The sequence below is a fragment of the Streptomyces sp. NPDC127108 genome (assembly GCF_042677545.1).
GTDB lineage: Bacteria > Actinomycetota > Actinomycetes > Streptomycetales > Streptomycetaceae > Streptomyces.
The window spans coordinates 25,117-42,333 of the sequence record NZ_JBHXTE010000050.1 but is presented as its reverse complement, the minus strand read 5'-3'; the positions used below and the strand labels follow the sequence as shown (position 1 = coordinate 42,333).

The 17,217-nt window shown below is 72.1% G+C and carries 12 protein-coding genes; 6 read left to right on the top strand and 6 right to left on the bottom strand.

Features of this window, described 5'->3' with window-relative positions; genetic code table 11:
- Positions 1–110: 110 nt before the first annotated feature.
- A complete protein-coding gene (locus ACFVHO_RS33265; protein ID WP_385723000.1) occupies positions 111–2,294 on the bottom strand; it encodes a class I SAM-dependent DNA methyltransferase in 2,184 nt (727 codons plus the stop codon).
- 237 nt (positions 2,295–2,531) lie between these two features.
- Here ACFVHO_RS33265 and ACFVHO_RS33260 point away from each other — a divergent pair, with 237 nt between their 5' ends.
- Entirely contained in the window at positions 2,532–3,395 is an 864-nt protein-coding gene (locus ACFVHO_RS33260; protein WP_385722933.1) for a hypothetical protein, read from the top strand.
- 37 nt (positions 3,396–3,432) lie between these two features.
- Here ACFVHO_RS33260 and ACFVHO_RS33255 read toward each other — a convergent pair whose 3' ends face one another.
- Complete coding sequence (locus tag ACFVHO_RS33255) at positions 3,433–4,176, bottom strand: N-acetyltransferase (RefSeq protein WP_385722930.1); 744 nt, start codon at positions 4,174–4,176, stop codon at positions 3,433–3,435.
- A gap of 143 nt (positions 4,177–4,319) precedes the next feature.
- On the bottom strand, positions 4,320–5,108 hold the full coding sequence (locus tag ACFVHO_RS33250) for an HNH endonuclease family protein (RefSeq protein ID WP_385722927.1): 789 nt from the start codon (positions 5,106–5,108) through the stop codon (positions 4,320–4,322).
- 293 nt (positions 5,109–5,401) lie between these two features.
- Between ACFVHO_RS33250 and ACFVHO_RS33245 the strand changes: the two genes are divergently transcribed.
- Positions 5,402–5,854 carry a nuclear transport factor 2 family protein gene (locus tag ACFVHO_RS33245; RefSeq protein ID WP_385722924.1) on the top strand — a complete coding sequence of 151 codons (453 nt, stop codon included), beginning with the start codon at positions 5,402–5,404 and terminating at the stop codon, positions 5,852–5,854.
- 107 nt (positions 5,855–5,961) lie between these two features.
- The gene (locus ACFVHO_RS33240; RefSeq protein ID WP_385722921.1) at positions 5,962–7,311 is read left to right on the top strand and encodes an SGNH/GDSL hydrolase family protein; all 1,350 of its coding nucleotides are present in this window, start codon (positions 5,962–5,964) and stop codon (positions 7,309–7,311) included.
- Positions 7,312–7,397: 86 nt separating this feature from the next.
- On the opposite strand, the gene mfd is transcribed toward ACFVHO_RS33240, so the two are convergent.
- Positions 7,398–10,961: a transcription-repair coupling factor gene (gene mfd, locus ACFVHO_RS33235; protein ID WP_385722918.1), complete on the bottom strand. Its 3,564-nt coding sequence runs from the start codon at positions 10,959–10,961 to the stop codon at positions 7,398–7,400.
- Positions 10,962–11,116: 155 nt separating this feature from the next.
- On the opposite strand from mfd, the gene ACFVHO_RS33230 reads away from it, so the two are divergent.
- The gene (locus ACFVHO_RS33230) at positions 11,117–11,392 is read left to right on the top strand and encodes a type II toxin-antitoxin system Phd/YefM family antitoxin (protein ID WP_385722915.1); all 276 of its coding nucleotides are present in this window, start codon (positions 11,117–11,119) and stop codon (positions 11,390–11,392) included.
- Entirely contained in the window at positions 11,389–11,640 is a 252-nt protein-coding gene (locus tag ACFVHO_RS33225; protein WP_385722913.1) for a type II toxin-antitoxin system RelE/ParE family toxin, read from the top strand. The genes ACFVHO_RS33230 and ACFVHO_RS33225 overlap by 4 nt, the downstream gene beginning before the upstream one ends.
- 77 nt (positions 11,641–11,717) lie before the next feature.
- On the opposite strand, the gene ACFVHO_RS33220 is transcribed toward ACFVHO_RS33225, so the two are convergent.
- On the bottom strand, positions 11,718–14,303 hold the full coding sequence (locus ACFVHO_RS33220; protein WP_385722910.1) for an ABC transporter permease: 2,586 nt from the start codon (positions 14,301–14,303) through the stop codon (positions 11,718–11,720).
- Complete coding sequence (locus ACFVHO_RS33215) at positions 14,300–15,088, bottom strand: ABC transporter ATP-binding protein (protein ID WP_030360651.1); 789 nt, start codon at positions 15,086–15,088, stop codon at positions 14,300–14,302. Before ACFVHO_RS33215 ends, ACFVHO_RS33220 begins: the two co-directional genes overlap by 4 nt.
- A gap of 492 nt (positions 15,089–15,580) precedes the next feature.
- Here ACFVHO_RS33215 and ACFVHO_RS33210 point away from each other — a divergent pair, with 492 nt between their 5' ends.
- Positions 15,581–17,173: an MFS transporter gene (locus ACFVHO_RS33210; protein ID WP_385722907.1), complete on the top strand. Its 1,593-nt coding sequence runs from the start codon at positions 15,581–15,583 to the stop codon at positions 17,171–17,173.
- The last annotated feature ends 44 nt before the right edge of the window (positions 17,174–17,217 follow it).

The window sequence follows — 17,217 nt, the reverse complement described above, 5'->3', positions numbered from 1 at the left end:
ACTCGGACAACCGGTCCCGGGTTGTACCGAACCGTTGCCGTACTGGTCATGTCGCTGCGGCGACACCCTTCCTTCGGCTCTGTTCCCTCGGCACGGCGGCTCCTTCGGTGCTACGGCGACACACTGCCGTCGGTCAGTCCGTCGTGCATCCCGCGCACCAGCCGCTCCCCCAGACGGCCCGCGAGGCGCAGCGCGTCCTCGAAGGCGGCGAGCGCCCGGAACCGCTCGCCGTAGCCGCGCTGTTGGGCGGGCGGGAGGCGGGGCAGTTGCAGTCGGCGCACGTCGAGCCGGGCGGAGGTGGAGGCGTAGCTGCTGGCCTGGCGGTTGTTGGCGGTTCCGCGCAGGAATCCGGCGAGGAACCAGGGGTCGAGGGCGTCCTGGTCGGGGCGCAGCAGCACCAGGCCGCGGCCGGGCACGGCGCCCGCGGTGGTCTCGTCGATGACGCGGGCGGCGGCGGTGCCGCCGAGCACGGGCACGACGACGTCGCCGGGCGCGGTGAGGACGGGGGTGTCGGGCGCCTGGGCTGGGGCGTCCTGGAGGGGGGCGGAGGGCGCGGTCGCGGAGGGCGCGGAGGCGGACGACGCGAGGGCGGAGGGCACGGTTCCGGCGAGGACGTCGTGTTCGGTGAGGACGGGGACGTCGGCGAGGGTCCCGGCGGTCGCCGACTGGCCGGGGTGGATCGACAGGGCGCCCGCGCGGGCGAGTTCGCCGATGGTGGTGAGCGGCCAGCGGGCCGTGTCCGGCTGCCCGGGGGCGGCCTCCGGCGGGGTGAGGCCGACGGTCAGGCGCAAGGTGTCGTCGAGCCGCGCGCGTACGTCGCGCAGCTCTTCGGCGCCGCCCTCCGCGGCCCGGGGCGGCAGGCGGCGGGCGGGCGCCAGGTCGACCTCGTCGTCGAGGAGTTCGAGCACCGGCACGGACAGCGCGAAGCCCGGCTCCTCCGCGAGCGCGCCGTCCCGCTCGAAGCGGCGGTACGCGCCGAGCACGGCGTCCCGCACCGGCGTCCAGGCCTGCCGGTCCCGCCCGTCGGTGTGCTTGCCGTCGGCCGCGGCGGCGCCGCCCCCGGCCTCGACGAGCAGCACCTCGGGGGCGCTCGGCGCGTCCGGGCCGGGCCTGCGGAGGACCCAGACGTGCAGCGGCAGGTGGTACGGGGGCGCGGCACCGGCGGGCAGCGCGATCACGGCGCGCAGCGCGCCGCGGCGCAGCAGGTCGGCGCGGACGCGGCGGCCCGAGCGGCGGGACGCGGCGGCGGGCGGCATCAGGACCACGGCGCTGCCGCCGTCGCGAAGGCGTGCCAACGCGTGCTGCACCCAGGCGAGTTCGGACTCGGTGCGGGCCGGGAAGCCGTACTCCCAGCGCGGGTCGTAGGCCAGCTCGTCGTGGCCCCAGTTGCGGTCGTTGAACGGCGGGTGGCACAGCACGACGTCGGCCACGCGGTCGGCGAACGCGTCGGCGCGCAGGGTGTCGGCGGCGGCGGTGCGCACGGTCGCGGCGGAGCCGAGGGCGAGCCGCAGGGCCGTGAGGGCGGCGAGGTCGGGGGCGCTGTCCTGGCCGTACAGGCGGCAGTCGGCGCCGTCCCGGCCGGGTCCGGGGGTGGTGGCGGTGGCGGCGGCGCGCAGCAGGGCGCCGGTGCCGCAGGCCGGATCGAGTACGGTCCGCCCGGCGCGGCCGGGGCCCGCGAGGGCGGCCATCAGGTCGGCGGGGCCCTGCGGGGTGAGGGTGTACTGGCGGGGGTTGGCGTCCAGGTGGCGGCCGAGCAGGAACTCGTACGCGGTGGGGGCGCCGAGTTCGGCGGCGAGTTCGGCGACGGAGCGCAGCAGGGGGGCGGACAGCAGGAGTTCGGGGGGCGCGGGGGCGGGCACGGCGCGGGTGGCGGACGGCGGGCCGAAGCGCGGGGTAAGCACGCCCTCGATGAGGTCGGGGAGCAGCCGGGCCATCCGCTCGTCGGAGACGGCGCTCGCCGTGAGCCAGTCGGGGTGGCGGTCGTGCACGAGGAGCAGGGCGCAGCCCGCGTGCAGCAGGGCGGGGACGGGGCCCGCCGGGTGTCCGGCGAGCTGCTGCCAGACGCGTTCGCGCAGCGGTACTTCGGAGAGCTTGCCCTGGCCGCGCAGCCAGTCCTCGACCTCGCCGAGCGCGAAGGACGGGCTGGTGTCGGTGCCGCCCACGGGTTTGGGGAAGTCGGCGTGGCGGCGGCGCCAGTTGCTGACGGCGGCGCGGCCGACGCCTGCGAGACGGGCGATGCCGGCGGCGGTGACTTCGGTGGCCTCTCCCTCGGCCGCGCCCCGCGCGCGCGGCACCCCGTTCCCCTGCCGCGTCGGCCCGCTGGTCGTCACTGGCCCACCCCTCGTCGTCCGGTCCCGCTCGTTCCCCGTACGCCGCCTTCCCCGACGGCGCGCGAACCGAGCTTACCCAGCAGAGCGGGACGAACCCCTTTCACATGCATTAACGCTTCCTTCGCCGTGAACCGTGTTGACTCGGTTCACAGTCAACTGCTCTCATAGGTACTCCGAACGAATCCCTGGGGGGGATCTCTCATGCAGCACCGTTCGCGCGCCCGTCGCGCCACTCTCGCCGCGCTCTGTCTCACCGCGACGGCGGCCGTCACCCTGACGGCCTGCGGCAGCGACAAGGACGGCTCCTCCCCCTGGGACGCCGTGAAGGAGTCCGCCGACTCGTCGTCGGACAAGGACGGCAAGGGCGGCGGGGGCGGCAAGGACGGCGGGGACGCCGGGCAGAAGTCCGGCGGCGGGCCGAAGGGCCCCTTCCCCGGTCTTTCGGGTCCTGACATCGTCGACAAGTCCGTGGCGGCGACGACCGGCGCGAAGTCGCTCACCCTCAAGGGCAGCGCGCCCGACGACGAGGGCGGCGCCATCGACATGGACATCGCGCTCAACACCCGCGGCGAGTGCGCCGGTTCGATGAGCATGAAGGACCAGGGCTCGGTCGACCTGATCGTGAACCGCAGCACCGTGTACATGCGGCCCGACGCGGAGTTCATCCGCTCGGAGACCAAGGACCAGCCGGAGGACGAGACCGCCGCGGCCGTCCAGCTGATGGCCGACCGCTGGTCGAAGTCCGGCGCGACCTCGTCCGACGCCAAGGGCATGGCCACGTTCTGCGACCTCGACCTCATCCTGGCCGAGTTCAAGGACGTCGACTCGGCCGCGCGGCGCGGCGCGCAGACGTCCGTCGACGGCACCCCGGCCCTCGCCCTGCACGAGACCGAGGGCAAGGACAAGTACACGATCTACGTCGCCACCGAGGGCAAGCCGTATCTGCTGAAGATCGTCAACAACACCGCGAAGCGGTCCGAGTCGCTGACGTTCGGCGACTACGACAAGCCGGTGGACACGACGGCCCCGAGCGGCGACGTCCTCGACCTGGACAAGATGAAGTGACCTCGACGGGGTGAACCGATGGGCGGTGCGCCGCGCCTCACAGGGCGTGCCGCACCCACACGTTCGGCTCCACGTACACCGCGTACCCGCGCCCGGGCTCGCAGTGCACCGGCACCAGGGCCCCCGGCACCTCGACGAGCCCCTCCTCGTCGAGCGGCAGGCCCGTCCACGCCCGCCACCGCTCCAGCGTGCCCGACACCGTCATCGACGCCGGGGCGACCTTCTCGATGACGCCGCCCGCGCGGACGTGGACGCGCAGCCACGGGTCGTGCGGCAGGCCGTCCGCCCGCGTGCGCCGCGCGTACTCCTCGATCGGCGTCGCGGGCTCCAGGTGCTTGGCGTTGGGCCGCACCGGCGCGACGACCTCGGTGAAGCCGCGCCCGCGCGCGTTCTCCCGCAGGGCCGCGAGCACCTGCCCCGAGACGCCGTGCCCCTGTGCGTCCGGGGCGACGGTGATCTCGATGGCGCTGACGGTGTCCGGCTCCCGGCCCCGCTTGAGGTCGGAGAACGCCCACAGCATGACCGCGTCCCAGCCGCCGCCGGGCAGCTCCCCGCGCCCGTCGGCCCCCAGCGCGAACGGCACGCTGAACGCCCGCGCCACGACCTCGCCCCCGGCGTCGGTGGCGACCAGGACGTGCTCCGGCCACTCCACCGGGATCCGCGTCATCAGCGACCAGGCGACGGGGTCGTACTGCACGAACTCGGCCCAGGTGTCGTCCATCGCCCACATCGCGTCGGCGAGTTCGGGCCGCTCGGCGAGCGAGGTGATCTTCAGGTCCATGCCCGCACGCTAACGGCCGGGGCGCGGCCCGGAAACCGAATTAGCGCGTGGCCGCGCGCGGGTCCGCCGGGCGTGCAGCCACGCGGGCGAAGCCGCAGGTCGCGGCGGTCGGGGCCACAGACCACGGCGGGCCGGGCCGGGCCTCACCGGGCCCGGAACCGCTCCGGTGCCGCCGTCGGGTTCCCGCCGCCCGGGAGCTTCTCCTGCGGGCAGCTCGCGAGCACCTTCCGCATGGCGTCGCGCTCGGCCGCGGTCACCCACAGGCCGTACTTCTTCTTCACGGCGACCTGCCGCGCCACGTACGCGCAGCGGTAGGACTTGTTCGCGGGCAGCCACGTCGCCGTATCGCCGTCGCCCTTGCCGCGGTTGGGGCCCGCGTCGACGGCGAGGAGGTTCAGGGGGTCGTTGGCCAGGGCGATGCGCTTGCTCGCCTGCCAGCGGTTCGCGCCCTTCTGCCAGGCGTCGGAGAGGGCGACGACGTGGTCGATGTCGACGCGGCTGCGGCCGCGCGTGAACGTCACGTCCTTGCCCGTGTACGGGTCCGGGGCGAGGCTGCCGGACACCACCGTGCAGTCGCCGCCGCGGAACTTCACGGCGTCCAGGTCCCGCTTGAGTATGTCGTCGCGGGTCCCGCAGCCGTTGGAGTCGGTGTCGGCCCAGGGGCTGCCGAACCGCGCGCGGTCGTAACCGGTCTTCGGGGCACGGCCCTTGACGGTGAGCGAGTCCACGGCGGCGAGCGCGGGGCCGCCCCGGGTGCCGGAGCCGGGCGCTCCGCCCGTGTCCCCCGCCTTGTCGTCGTCGCTCTTGCAGGCGGAGAGCGCGCCGCCGAGCACGAGCAGGGCGACCGCGGCGCCCGCGCCCGCCCGTCGCCGTCCGCGCCGGTTCCCCGCCGGGCCGCCGAACGTCACGGTGTCCCCGAGCCTCACAGTCATGTCCTCCCCTGAAGTGGCCCCACGGTAGCGGCCAAGTGGTCCAGACCATACCGCCCTTCAGTACCCAACTCGCACATTCCCGGCAGGGCGGTGAAGCCATCACCGCCGTGGCAGAGGCCATCACCGCCGTGGCAGAGGCCGTCACCACCGTGACGCCGGAGCCATGCCCCGCGGCGCACCCCGCCATTACCCGGAAAGTAATCGACGCCCCCACCGCTCCCCCGGCATCCTCAGGAACGTCAACAGGCCCCGCACACCAGCAGGTCCGGCCGTACGCAACGAGGGAGTCGACCATGTCCACGGAGTCCACAGTGTCCACGGAGACCGCAGCGTCCACCGCCGTCGAGGACGCCACCCGGGCGACCGCCGACGCCTTCCTCGCCGCGACCGCCGCACGCGACACCGCCCGCCTCGCGGAGCTGTTCGCCGACGACGTCGACTGGCTGCTCGCCGAGAACGCGGCGGTCCCGTGGATACGCCCGCGGAGCACCGGCGCCGAGTGCTCCACGCAGGCCGAGGACTTGGCGCGGTACACCGTCGCGGAGGACGCCCGCGCCAGCGTGGACACGTACCTCGTGACCGGACAGGAGGCCGTCATCATGGGGCACCTGTCCGGGACCGTGCGCGCCACGGGGAAGTCCTTCGGGGGCCCGTTCGCGCTGCGGCTGACCGTCGAGGACGGGCGGATCACACGGCACCACCTCTACGAGAACAGCCTCTCCATCGCGGCGGCCTGCACCCCCTGACGTACCGCACGCCCCGCCCCGGGAATAGCCGGAGCCCCACTCCGCTTGAGTGCAGTGACCTCGCCGGAAGACACCGGACGGGACCACTCAAACTGGGGGCGGGACACATGAAGGCGCACAAGACATCCCAGCGTTCGGCACGCCGCACGGGCGCCGCGCTGCTCGCCACGGCCACACTGGCCGCACTGCCCGTCGTCGGCGCGCAGGGGCTGACCGGCCCCTCCGGCGCCGCGGCGGCCGGGCACGACTCCACCGCGTACGAGAACGCCGCGCACAAGAGCAGACACGGCACGCCCAAGAGCGGCGCCTGGCAGGGCGGTTGGGCCGCCTCGCCGCAGGCGCCGACCGAGGTCTTCACGCCGAACTGGTCCAAGCAGGGCTTCGCGCAGCACAGCGTCCGGCAGGTCGTCCGCGTCAGCAAGGGCGGCACGAAGGCCCGCATCGAGCTGTCCAACCGGTACGGAAAAACGCCGCTGCGGATCACCGGCGCGACGATCGCCCGCACCGCCGAGGGGGCGGCGGTCGAGGGCGGTTCGGTGCGGAAGCTGGCCTTCGGCAAGCAGGCGTCACTGACGATCCCGGCGGGCGGCACCGCGTACAGCGACAGCGTGCCGTTCCCGGTGCGGGCCCTCGAATCGCTGACCGTCACGCTGTACCTGGCGGAGCCGACCGGGCCCACCACCTTCCACATGACCTCCTCCGCCACGAGCTACCGCGCCAAGGGCGACCACACGGCCGACCGCGACGGCGCCGCGTTCACGGAGACCAGCGACTCCTGGTACTACCTCTCCGGCGTCGAGGTCAGCGGCCGGGCCACCGCGCGCCGGGACTCCGTGGTGACCTTCGGCGACTCCATCACCGACGGCACCGGCTCCAGCCTGAACACGAACAACCGCTACCCCGACGAGCTGGCCGAGCGCTTCGCCGCCGCCGGGAAGCCGCGCAGCGTCCTCAACCACGGCATCTCCGGCAACCAGGTCACCAACGACACCTCCTGGGCCGGCGAGAAGGGCCTCGTCCGCTTCAAGAAGGACGTCCTGAGCGAGCCGAACGTCGGCACCGTCATCGTCCTCGAAGGCATCAACGACATCGGCGGCAGCGGACCCACCTACCCCGGCGGACCCACCCCCGAGGTGTCGGTGAAGAAGCTCATCGAAGGACACCGCTCCCTGATCCGCCAGGCCCACGCCCGCGGCGTCAAGGTGGTCGGCGCCACGCTGACGCCCGTCAAGGGCTCCTTCTACGACACCCCGGCCAACGAGGCCAAGCGCGACGCGGTCAACGACTGGATCCGTGACTCGGGCGCGTACGACGAGGTGGTCGACCTCGACCGCGCCCTCGCCGACCCGGCCGACCCGGACCGCATCCGGCCCGTCTACGACTCCGGCGACGCCCTGCACCCGAACGACGCCGGTTACCGGGCCATGGCCGCCGCCCTGGACCTGCGCACCCTCTGAGTCCTCAAGCCCGACCGAAGCCCGGCGGCGCCCTCCTGGGCACCGCCGGGCTTCCCGGGCCTCGGGCCCCGCCGGGCCGCCGCTCCCTACCCGAGCACGGACGTCAGGAACTCCCCGACCCAGCCGAGCAGTTCGCGCCCGACCAGCGGCTTGCCGCCGACCTTCGCGGTCTTCGGGCGCGGCACCAGGACCTGGTGCGTGGCCGCCTTGATGACCGAGCCCGGGTAGAGCCGCTTGAGCCGCAGCTCCTGGGACTCGCGCAACTCCACCGGCGCGAAGCGGATGTTGGTGCCCTGCAGGACGATCTCGCCGACCCCGCACGCCCGCGCCAGCATGCGCAGGCCCGCCACCAGGAGCAGGTTCTCCACCGGCTCCGGCAACTTGCCGTAGCGGTCGGTGAGTTCCTCGCGCACCGCCTTGATGTCGGCCTCCGTGTTGGCGGAGGCGATCGAGCGGTACGCCTGCAGGCGCAGGCGCTCGCCGGGGGCGTAGTCGTGCGGGACGTGCGCGTCGACCGGCAGCTCGATCTTGACCTCGAGCGGCGGCTCCTCCTCCACCCCGCCCTCCAGGGAGGCGCGGTAGTCGGCGACGGCCTCGCCGACCATGCGGACGTAGAGGTCGAAGCCGACGCCCGCGATGTGACCGGACTGCTCGCCGCCGAGGAGGTTTCCGGCGCCGCGGATCTCCAGGTCCTTCATCGCCACGTACATGCCCGCGCCCATCTCCGTGTGCTGGGCGATCGTCGCGAGCCGCTCGTGCGCGGTCTCGGTCAGCGGCTTCTCCGGCGGGTACAGGAAGTAGGCGTAGCCGCGCTCGCGGCCACGGCCGACCCGGCCGCGCAGCTGGTGCAGCTGGCTCAGGCCGAAGTTGTCGCCGCGCTCCACGATGAGGGTGTTGGCGTTGGAGATGTCGATGCCGGACTCGACGATCGTCGTCGAGACGAGCACGTCGAACTTCTTCTCCCAGAAGTCCACGACGACCTGCTCCAGGGCCTGTTCGGACATCTGGCCGTGGGCGGTCGCGATGCGCGCCTCGGGCACGATGTCGCGGAGGCGGGCCGCCGCCCGGTCGATGGACTCGACGCGGTTGTGGATGTAGAAGACCTGGCCCTCGCGCAGCAGTTCACGGCGGATGGCCGCGCCGATCTGCTTCTCCTCGTACGGCCCCACGAAGGTGAGCACCGGGTGGCGCTCCTCCGGCGGCGTCGTGATCGTCGACATCTCGCGGATGCCGGTCACGGCCATTTCGAGCGTACGGGGGATGGGCGTCGCCGACATCGTGAGGACGTCGACGTTCGCGCGCAGCTTCTTCAGCTGCTCCTTGTGCTCGACGCCGAACCGCTGCTCCTCGTCGACGATGACCAGGCCCAGGTCCTTGAACTTGGTCTCGGAGGAGAACAGGCGGTGGGTGCCGATGACGATGTCGACGGAGCCGTCCTTGAGGCCCTCCAGGGTCGCCTTGGACTCGGTGTCCGTCTGGAAGCGGCTGAGCGCCCGCACGTTCACGGGGAACTGGGAGTAGCGCTCGGAGAACGTGCCGAAGTGCTGCTGGACCAGGAGCGTGGTGGGCACGAGGACGGCGACCTGCTTGCCGTCCTGGACCGCCTTGAAGGCCGCGCGGACCGCGATCTCCGTCTTGCCGTAGCCCACGTCGCCGCAGATGAGCCGGTCCATGGGGACCGACTTCTCCATGTCCTCCTTGACCTCGGCGATGGTGGTGAGCTGGTCGGGCGTCTCCGCGTACGGGAAGGCGTCCTCCAGCTCGCGCTGCCAGGGCGTGTCCGGGCCGAAGGTGTGGCCCGGCGCCGCCATCCGCGCCGAGTACAGCTTGATCAGGTCGGCGGCGATCTCCTTGACCGCCTTCTTCGCGCGCGCCTTGGTCTTCGTCCAGTCGGCGCCGCCGAGCCGGTGCAGGGTCGGGGCCTCGCCGCCCACGTACTTGGTGATCTGCTCCAGCTGGTCCGTCGGGATGTAGAGACGGTCGCCGGGCTGGCCGCGCTTGGCGGGGGCGTACTCCACGACCAGGTACTCCCGGGTCGCGCCCTGGACCGTGCGCTGCACCATCTCGATGTACCGGCCGACGCCGTGCTGCTCGTGGACGATGTAGTCGCCCGGTTCGAGGGTCAGCGGGTCGATGGTCTTGCGGCGCCGGGCGGGCATGCGCTGCCCGTCCTTGCCCGCCGCCTTCTGGCCGGTGAGGTCGGTCTCCGTGAGGACGGCGAGCTTCAGCGCCGGGTCGACGAAGCCGTAGTCGATGGAGCCGCACGCCACGTGCACCACGGCCGGGGTCAGCTCGGCCAGGTCGGCGTCCAGGCGGGCCGCGATGCCCTCGCCGCCCAGGACCTCGGCGGTGCGGGCGGCCGGGCCGTGGCCCTCCGTGACGTACACCGTGCGCCAGCCGTCGGCGAGCCAGCCCTTGGTGTCGGCGAGGGCCTTCGCGGTGTCCCCGCGGTAGGTCTCCGGGGCGTGCATGCCGAGCTTGAGGGTGTCGGCGTCCGCCAGGTCCGTGATGTCGGAGGGGTCCGGCGTCTCGTCGGCGGCGAACGGACTCACCGACCACCACATCATGCCCAGCTCACGGGCCCGGTCCCGGACGTCCGCGATGCCCCACAGCGAGGCCGCGCCCACGTCGATCGGGGCCTCCCCGCCGCCGGCCGTCGCCGCCCAGCTGGCCTGCAGGAACTCCTGGCTCGTCGCCACCAGGTCCGCGGCCCTGGTCCGGACCCGCTCCGGGTCGCAGACCAGCGCCATCGACCCCTTCGGCAGCACGTCGAGCAGCAGCTCCATGTCGTCCACCAGGACCGGGGCCAGGGACTCCATGCCCTCGACCGCGATGCCCTCGGCGATCTTGCCGAGCAGCTCGCCGAGCTCCGGGTGCCGCTCGGCCAGGGCCGCGGCCCTCCCCCTCACCTCCTCGGTGAGCAGCAGCTCGCGGCACGGCGGCGCCCACAGGCCGTGCTCGGCGATCTCCAGGGAGCGCTGGTCGGCGACCTTGAAGTAGCGGATCTCCTCGACGTCGTCGCCCCAGAACTCCACCCGCAGGGGGTGCTCCTCGGTGGGCGGGAAGACGTCGAGGATGCCTCCTCGTACGGCGAACTCGCCGCGCTTCTCCACCAGCTCCACGCGCGCGTACGCCGCCGCGGCCAGGGCCTCCACGGTCTCGTTCAGGTCGGCCGACTCGCCCGTGCGCAGCGACACCGGCTCCAGGTCGCCGAGGCCCTTCACCTGCGGCTGCAGCACGGAGCGCACCGGGGCCACGACCACCGACACCGGGCCCGTCTCCGGGTCCGCCGTGTCCTCAAGGCGCGGGTGCGCCAGGCGGCGCAGGACGGCGAGGCGGCGGCCGACGGTGTCCGAGCGCGGGGAGAGCCGCTCGTGCGGCAGCGTCTCCCACGACGGGTACTCCACGACCCCCTCCGGCGGCAGCACCGTCCGCAGCGCCGCGGCCAGGTCCTCGGCCTCGCGGCCCGTGGCCGTCACCGCGAGGACCGTGCGGCGTGCCTCCCGCGCGAGGGCCGCCACGGCGAAGGGGCGGGCGGCCGGGGGGCCGACGAGGTCGATGTGATGCCGGTTGCCGTCGGCCGCGGCCTTCACCGCTTCGGTGAGGGCCGCGTCCTCGACGACGACGTCCAGCAGTCCGTGCAGGCTCATGAGAGGGGCATCCAGTCCGGGGCAGAGAACGATGCGGACAACGCGAACAGCCCGACTAGTCGCACGGGCCGGGGGTGTCCAGGGTACGTCGGCGGTGTGACAGTCGCCCGATCGAGGGACTGTACAGAAGGCGCAAGAACCGTACGCTTTCTTACATGAGCGAGACACTGTCCATCACCGAGGCGCGGGCCCGGTTCGGCACCCTGGTGCGCCGGACCGCGCATGCTCGCGAGCGCATCACGATCACAGACCATGGCCAGGCCGCTGCCGTGTTCATAAACCCGAACGAATTGGTCGAGCTGGAGAAACGGCTGGCGGACCTCGAAGACGACCTCGCGCTGGAGCGCTACCGCGCCCGTCAGGCGGAGGGCACCGTCGTCGCCGTCCCCCAGGACGAAGCCCGTGCGCGCCTGGGCCTGGACCGCCCTTGAGCTACCAGGTCCTCTGGGAAGAGCCCGCACTCAACATCGCGGCCAAGTTCATGGGCGACGACCCGGATGGTGTGCGGCAAGTGTTCGCCGCGACCGACCTACTCGCCTCGGAACCACGGCCCGCAGGATCAGCTGAGTACGGTTCGACCAACCTCCGCCGCATGCACGTAGGCCGGTACCGCGTCCTGTACGAGATCACACAGAGCACCGTCACTGTCATGGTGTTGCATCTCGGGCGCACGGTCTGAACGCCAAGGGCCGGGGTCAGGGGAACATTCCCCTGACCCCGGCCCTCCCCCGTTCCCCCGTTCCCCCGTCGCGGTGGCTAATCCGTGGCGATCGCGTTCAGCACGTTCATCCGGCCCGCCCGGAACGCGGGGACCAGCGCGGCGAACAGACCCACGAAGGCCGAGCCGATGAAGACCGTGATGATCGTCGGCCAGGGGATCTCCAGGACCTTCAGGCCCTCCAGGGCGAGGAGCTTCTGGGCCGTGGCGCCCCAGCCCATGCCCAGGCCGAGGCCGAGGAGGGCACCGAAGAGGGCGATGACCACCGACTCCAGGCGGATCATGCGGCGCAGCTGGCGGCGGGAGAGGCCGATGGCCCGCATGAGGCCGATCTCCCGGGTCCGCTCGACCACCGAGAGGGCGAGGGTGTTCACGACGCCCAGGATGGCGACGATGATCGCGAGGCCGAGGAGGCCGTAGACCATGTTCAGCATCTGGCCGACCTGGTCCTTCAGGCTCTGCTTGAAGTCGGTCTGGTCCTGGACCTTGTACTGCGGGTAGGTCGCCAGGGTGTCCTTGAGCGCCTTGTACGCCTCGTCCTGCTTGCCGTCGACCGCCTTGGCGAAGGCGATCCCGGTCAGCGGCATCCGGTCGGCGGGCACATAGCGCTCGACCGTGGCGATGTTCACGTACATCGCGCCCTTGTCGAACGACCCGTCCTCGGACGTGATCGCGGCGAGCTTCAGCTCGGCGGTGCGGCCGTGGTCGAAGGCGACCTTCAGCTCGTCGCCGACCTTCAGGTGGTGCTTCTTGGCGAAGTTCTCGCCCACCGACATCGCGTTCTTGCCGTAGGCGGCGGACTGCTCACCGGCGACGGTGTCGCGGCGCAGGTCCTTGGCGTACGTCGGGTCGGCGGCGCTGAGGCTCGCGCCCTTGGCGGTCTTGCCGTCGGGCAGGGTGAGGTCGGCGTCGATCTCCTTGTTGCGGGTGAAGTGCGAGATGTACGGAGTCTTCGCCAGCTTCTTCTCGGCCTTGGCCGTGATGTTCTGCGAATCGGCCTGGATGATGAAGTCCGCGCCCACCGACTTGTCCAGCTCGTCCGTGGCCGAGGCGACCATCGAGGAGCCGACCACGGAGAGGCAGGCCACCAGGGCGAGGCCGATCATGAGGGCGGCGCCCGTGGCACCGGTGCGGCGCGGGTTGCGCAGGGCGTTCCGCTCGGCCATGCGGCCGACGGGGCCGAACATCCGCAGGATCACGGCGCTGATGACGCGGACCATGAAGCGGGCGAGGACCGGGCCGATGACCACGAAGCCGATGAGGGTGAGGACGACGCCGCCCCCGAGGAACAGGGAGCCCTCGCTGGCCTTGTCGGCCTGCCCCGCGGTGTAGAGACCGAAGCCTCCGGCGCCGGTGAGGACCAGGCCGATCAGGGCGCGCAGGGCGCTGGACTTGCCGTCGGAGGGCGTACCCACCTCGCGGAGCGCGGCCATCGGGGAGACCTTGCCTGCCCGGCGTGCCGGGAGGTACGCGGCGAGGACGGTGACGATGATGCCGAGCGCCATGCCGACCACGGGGGTCGTCCAGGCGATGGTGAGGTCCTTCGTGGACAGCTCCATGCCCACGCCGGACATCAGCTTCATCAGGCCGACCGCGAGGCCGATGCCCGCGCCGACGCCGAGGATCGAGCCGATGACGCCGAGGAGCAGCGCCTCGACCAGGACCGAGCGGTTGACCTGCTTGCGGCTGGAGCCGATGGCCCGCATCAGGCCGATCTCGCGGGTGCGCTGGGCCACCAGCATCGAGAAGGTGTTGATGATCAGGAAGATGCCGACGAGGAAGGCGATCCCGGCGAAGCCGAGCATCGCGTACTTCATGACGTCCAGGAAGCTGCCGACGGACTTGCGGCTCTCGTCCGCGCTCTCCTTCTGCGTCTTGACCTTGTACGCGGCGGCGTCCCCGGCCAGCGTCCTGGTGACGCTGTCCTTGACCTGCTGGTCGCTGAAGCCGTTCGCGGCGGTGACGCTGAGGTGGGTGAACCGGCCGGTGGCGCCGAGCAGTTCGCGCTGGGCGGTCTCGGTGTCGAAGTAGAAGACGGCCGCGCCGGGGTTGGTCACCTTGAAGGTGGCGATGCCGACGATCTTCGCCTTGAAGTCACCGGCGGCGGTGATGGTGCGCAGTTCCTCGCCCATCTTGAGGTTGTGCTTGTCGACGGTGTCGGCGTCGACCATCACCTCGGTGGGTCCGCGCGGGGCGTGCCCGGAGGTGATCTCCATGGAACGCAGGTCGTTCTTCGTCCAGTTGCCCGCGAGGGTGGGGGCGCCGCTGGACGGGCCCATGTTCTTGTTGTCGGAGTCGGCGACCGTGACGCTGTCGCTGGTGATGGCGCCCTCGACCGACTTCACGCCGTCGGCCTTCTTGACCTGGGCGATCGCGGATGCGGGCAGCGTCTCGGGCTTGCCGGTCTTCGGTCCCTCGTCGCCTTCGTCCGCGGCGTCCTTGGGCTTGACGGTGACGTCGGACGACGTGGCCGCGAAGAGCTTGTCGAAGGTGGTGCTCATCGTGTCCGAGAAGACGAGCGTGCCGCACACGAAGGCCACCGACAGGACCACGGCGACCGCGGAGAGCGCCATGCGTCCCTTGTGCGCGAGGAAGTTGCGCATCGAGGTCTTGAGGACGGTCATGACGTGCGCCCCCGGGCGTCGAAGTGCTTCATGCGGTCCAGGACCTGGTCCGCGGTGGGGTTGTACATCTCGTCGACGATGCGGCCGTCGGCCAGGTACAGCACGCGGTCGGCGTACGACGCGGCGACCGGGTCGTGCGTGACCATCACGATGGTCTGGCCGAGCTCGGTGACCGAGCGGCGCAGGAAGCCGAGGACCTCGGCGCCGGCGCGGGAGTCCAGGTTCCCGGTCGGCTCGTCGCCGAAGATGATCTCCGGTCGGGAGGCGAGGGCGCGGGCCACGGCGACGCGCTGCTGCTGGCCGCCGGACAGCTCGGTCGGGCGGTGCTTGAGGCGCCCGGCGAGGCCGACGGTCTCGACGACCTGGTCCAGCCAGCCGCGGTCGGGCTTGCGGCCCGCTATGTCCATGGGGAGCGTGATGTTCTCGATGGCGTTGAGCGTCGGCAGCAGGTTGAACGCCTGGAAGATGAAGCCGATCCGGTCCCGGCGCAGCTGCGTGAGCTTCTTGTCCTTCAGGCCGGTGATCTCGGTCTCGTCCAGATAGATCTGCCCGGAGGAGACGGTGTCGAGGCCCGCGAGGCAGTGCATGAGCGTGGACTTGCCGGACCCGGACGGGCCCATGATCGCGGTGAACTGCCCGCGGGCGATGTCCACGTCGATGTGGTCCAGGGCGACGACCCGGGTCTCGCCGGTGCCATACGCCTTGACGACCTGGCGTGCCCGAGCCGCCACGGCCGTACGCCCTCCAGTACCCCCGTGCCTGGGAGTGGTCACAGCCGTTGTCACGGTAAGTCTCCTATGTCGGTGATGAGATGAGCCCGTTGCCGCACTGCTTGCTGCCGCACTGCTTGTTCCGCCTGCCCGGCCGCCCTCCGGGCCGCCGGTCGCACCGCTTGCTCACATGGATCAGTCTGGTCCGCGAGGGCACCCCGACGCCCTGGTGCGGAGCGCAGTCTTTTCCTGGGGAAAACCCCACCCCCCAGGCTGAGGTTCGTCTCAGTGCTGTGGACCCGTGCTCCGGGCCCCGCGGCATAAAGCCAATCTAAGGACCAGGTCAGGAGCCTTCGTCCTCCGTCGGTACCAACGTTTCCCTGTCCGTAGTACGGAGGTCCCCCTAGGGGTTCTCCACCCGGCGGTGGAGCGGTTCTCAGGGTCGCTCCACCCTCCTGCCGAGCGAGATCCGCTCTACCAGCCGAGAGGCCCTCCACCCTCCCCCGAAGGCCGCACCCGGTGAGAAAGTGACCCGAGGCAATAGGTGCAGGGGGAAGGGACCTTGGGATGCCGAGTACCGACAGGCGCGGGGCCGTCGTCGCCGCGCTCATGCTCGTCATGGCGCTCGCCGCGCTGGACGCCACCATCGTCTCCACGGCCGTCCCGCAGATCGTCGGCACCCTCGGCGGCTTCTCCGTCTTCTCCTGGCTGTTCTCCGGCTATCTGCTGGCCGCCACGGTCACCCTGCCGGTGTACGGCAAGCTCTCCGACACCTTCGGCCGCAAGCCCGTCCTGATCGCCGGCTGCGTCCTGTTCCTGCTCGGCTCGGCGCTGTGCGCGCTCGCCTGGAACATGGGCGCCCTGATCGCCTTCCGCGTCGTCCAGGGCCTCGGCGGCGGCGCCCTCCAGGGCACCGTCCAGACCCTCGCCGCCGACCTGTACCCGCTCAAGGAGCGCCCGAAGATACAGGCCAAGCTGTCGACGGTGTGGGCCACTTCGGCGGTCGCGGGCCCCGCGGTCGGCGGGCTCATCACGGCGTACACGGACTGGCGCTGGATCTTCCTGATCAACCTGCCGATCGGCGCGGTCGCGCTCTGGCTGATCGTCCGCCACCTGCACGAGCCCGCCCGTACGGCCGCGGCGGCCGGGGCGCGCGGCGAGGTGTGGAGACGCATCGACTGGCCCGGGGCGCTCGCCGTCTTCGCCGCCGGGGGCGTGCTGCTCACCGCGCTCGTGCAGGGCGGGGTCGCCTGGGCCTGGCTGTCGGCGCCGTCGCTCGCGCTGTTCGCGGGCGGCCTGCTGTGCGTCGCGGCGGTCGTGGTGATCGAGCGGCGCGCGGCCGACCCGATCATCCCCGGCTGGGTGTGGCGGCGCCGCCCCATCGCCGCCGTGAACCTGGCGCTCGGCTCCCTCGGCCTGGTGATGGTGGCGCCCACGGTCTTCCTGCCGACGTACGCCCAGTCGGTGCTCCAACTCGCGCCCGTGGCCGCCGGGTTCGTGCTCTCCGTGATGACCCTGAGCTGGCCGGTGTCGGCGGCGCTCAGCCAGCACGTCTACCGGCGCATCGGCTTCCGCAACACGGCGATGCTCGGCATCGGCGCCGCGGCCTGCGTCCTGTTCGCCTTCCCGCTGCTGCCCTACCCCGGCTCGGCCTGGCAGCCCGCCCTGCTCATGCTGCTGCTCGGCGCGGCGCTCGGCCTCTTCCAGCTCCCGCTGATCGTCGGCGTCCAGTCGACCGTCGGCTGGGCCGAGCGGGGCACGACCACCGCCTCGGTCCTGTTCTGCCGCCAGATCGGCCAGACCGTCGGTGCCGCGCTGTTCGGCGCGGTCGCCAACGGGGTGCTCAGCGCCAAGCTCGGCGGCGCGGGCTCGCTGGACTCGGTGGCGAAGTCCCTGGACGACCCGGACTCGGTGGCGGACGCGGACCGGCTGCGGCGTGCGGTGGACGCGGCCGTCGACTCCGTGTACGTGGGCGCGGCGTGCGCGGCCGTGGTGTGTCTGCTCGTGCTGCTCTTCGTGGCGCCGCGCCGGTTCCCCCTCATCCAGGAGGCCCCCGCGGAGCCCGGCACGCCCGACGAACCGCGTGCCCCTGACACTCAACTGCCGCCCCAAAAGACCCGGTTGACCCGTTCGCCGCGCGACGAGACCCATACCGACTGACCAGTATGACGAAAACCCCGCGCGCCCCCACTACCAGCAAGTAG

What these genes read in the sequence shown, in the direction of transcription:
- ACFVHO_RS33260 (WP_385722933.1), top strand. Translation starts at nt 2,532, where the DNA reads ATGCAGCACCGTTCGCGCGCCCGTCGCGCCACTCTCGCCGCGCTCTGT.
- ACFVHO_RS33255 (WP_385722930.1), bottom strand. Translation starts at nt 4,176, where the DNA reads ATGGACCTGAAGATCACCTCGCTCGCCGAGCGGCCCGAACTCGCCGAC.
- ACFVHO_RS33250 (WP_385722927.1), bottom strand. Translation starts at nt 5,108, where the DNA reads ATGACTGTGAGGCTCGGGGACACCGTGACGTTCGGCGGCCCGGCGGGG.
- ACFVHO_RS33245 (WP_385722924.1), top strand. Translation starts at nt 5,402, where the DNA reads ATGTCCACGGAGTCCACAGTGTCCACGGAGACCGCAGCGTCCACCGCC.
- ACFVHO_RS33240 (WP_385722921.1), top strand. Translation starts at nt 5,962, where the DNA reads ATGAAGGCGCACAAGACATCCCAGCGTTCGGCACGCCGCACGGGCGCC.
- mfd (WP_385722918.1), bottom strand. Translation starts at nt 10,961, where the DNA reads ATGAGCCTGCACGGACTGCTGGACGTCGTCGTCGAGGACGCGGCCCTC.
- ACFVHO_RS33230 (WP_385722915.1), top strand. Translation starts at nt 11,117, where the DNA reads ATGAGCGAGACACTGTCCATCACCGAGGCGCGGGCCCGGTTCGGCACC.
- ACFVHO_RS33220 (WP_385722910.1), bottom strand. Translation starts at nt 14,303, where the DNA reads ATGACCGTCCTCAAGACCTCGATGCGCAACTTCCTCGCGCACAAGGGA.
- ACFVHO_RS33210 (WP_385722907.1), top strand. Translation starts at nt 15,581, where the DNA reads ATGCCGAGTACCGACAGGCGCGGGGCCGTCGTCGCCGCGCTCATGCTC.